The 1574-nt window shown below is 43.6% G+C and carries 2 protein-coding genes and 1 tRNA gene; all 3 read left to right on the top strand.

The window, feature by feature from the left end; all coding sequences use genetic code 11:
• Window positions 1–481: 481 nt before the first annotated feature.
• The 3 genes from HMPREF9441_RS18405 (at window position 482) to HMPREF9441_RS13920 (ending at window position 1488) form a co-directional block, all read left to right on the top strand.
• Window positions 482–589: transfer RNA gene (locus HMPREF9441_RS18405), tRNA-OTHER, on the top strand.
• Between the two features lie 21 nt (window positions 590–610).
• Complete coding sequence (locus tag HMPREF9441_RS13925) at window positions 611–1027, top strand: hypothetical protein (RefSeq protein ID WP_244949782.1); 417 nt, start codon at window positions 611–613, stop codon at window positions 1025–1027.
• On the top strand, window positions 1012–1488 hold the full coding sequence (locus HMPREF9441_RS13920; RefSeq protein ID WP_008622305.1) for a recombination protein NinG: 477 nt from the start codon (window positions 1012–1014) through the stop codon (window positions 1486–1488). Before HMPREF9441_RS13925 ends, HMPREF9441_RS13920 begins: the two co-directional genes overlap by 16 nt.
• The last annotated feature ends 86 nt before the right edge of the window (window positions 1489–1574 follow it).

Below are 1574 nucleotides of genomic sequence, written 5' to 3'. Positions count from 1 at the left end.
GTGATGTCCGCAGAAGTGCCGCAGGAAACCCGAATACGCCTGGATATAAACCAATAGAAGATGAATTTATCGTATCCGAAACATACGTGGCAATCAAAGGAACAAACCACATCTGGTATAAACACAACTATCCCAATGTCGATCCATTCTATACTTGTGGGTGTTTTTTGGTTCCCGTAAGATGTTGCTTTCACGTATTTATTCCATAGACCAAAGTGAGGATCCTGCTATAAGAATGAGGATATTGATGGCATTGGACAAAAAGTTCAAGGAGGTTTTTGGAAGATAAATTCGAAAACCACCAGTCCGGATAGTACGAGTATTCCCCGAGGCCGTTCGTCCACATGGAAGGATATTGCCATACGGTAAAGAAGCCGGTTCGATTCCGGCACGGCCTCCGCTATAGTTATACTTATTTGGTTAGGATTAGGTATTAGTTAAAACAACGCCCTTCTGGTCTGTGAGGATAGGACGGGCAAACGGTACCGTGGCGGAATTGGTAGACGCACGATGAGTACTGGAGCTTTACCCAGCCGGAAGGGTTACTCAAAGCAGAAAGCTCATGCAGGTTCAAGTCCTGCCGGTACCGCAAACCAATAACAGAAGCATTATGAAAGACAAAGCAGTAGCATTTATAAGGTTAAACGGATGGTTCGAGTCTACACTTGTAGGACACGGAGCATACAACGGCTATGTGGCAGTGCCTCCTACTAACAAGTATCACGGGAAATCATATTGGGTTATTAAAGATGTAGACGTACATGGAGGCATCACATTCTCCGAACCTGTAACCAACGGGGAGAAATCTTTTATGACCCAAAGGGAATACCGGCCGGAATGTGTAGGTAAAAGGAATATCCTGTTGGAAGATGCGGAGTTTATCACTGACAATACAGAGATAGGCGATGATTGGTGGATATTCGGTTTCGACACTTTCCACTATGGAGACAATGAATATAACTGGGGTAAGCAAGCCGTTATACAAGAAACAATGAATTTAATGAAACAGCTATGCCATACTACATAAAGCGTAAACCTAAGAAAAAAGAAAAGCCCTTGCCTTTATTCGACAAGGCGGGCATCAAGATAAAGAAGAAGCCGGATTTGGTAGCCAAACTCGACAAGGTTTTCAGCCGTTATATCCGGCTTCGTGATTGTATGCCGAACGGCTATTTCCGTTGCATCTCGTGTGGTCAGATAAAGCCATACGAGCAGGCTGATTGTGGCCATTACATAAACAGGCAGCACATGAGCACACGGTTTGACGAAATGAATTGCAACGCCCAATGCCGTAAGTGCAACCGCTTCATGGAGGGTAACATGCAGGGATACCGTCAAGGACTTATTGCCAAATATGGCGAAAAGCGCGTCCTTATACTGGAATCCATGAAAAACCAAATGCGCAAGTATGCTGATTTTGAATTGATCGAACTCACCAAGTATTACAAGGCTTTGGGAGATAAACTAAGTAAGGAGAAAGGAATATGAAAGATTTAGGATATTTCAAAGGAGAGAAATGTAATAGGAACGGATGTAATGGAATCATTGACGAGCATGAGAAAGAAGGAGAATGC

This window comes from Paraprevotella clara YIT 11840 (genome assembly GCF_000233955.1).
GTDB lineage: Bacteria > Bacteroidota > Bacteroidia > Bacteroidales > Bacteroidaceae > Paraprevotella > Paraprevotella clara.
The sequence above is the reverse complement of the archived record's forward strand: the minus strand, read 5'-3'. Positions and strand labels throughout refer to the sequence as shown.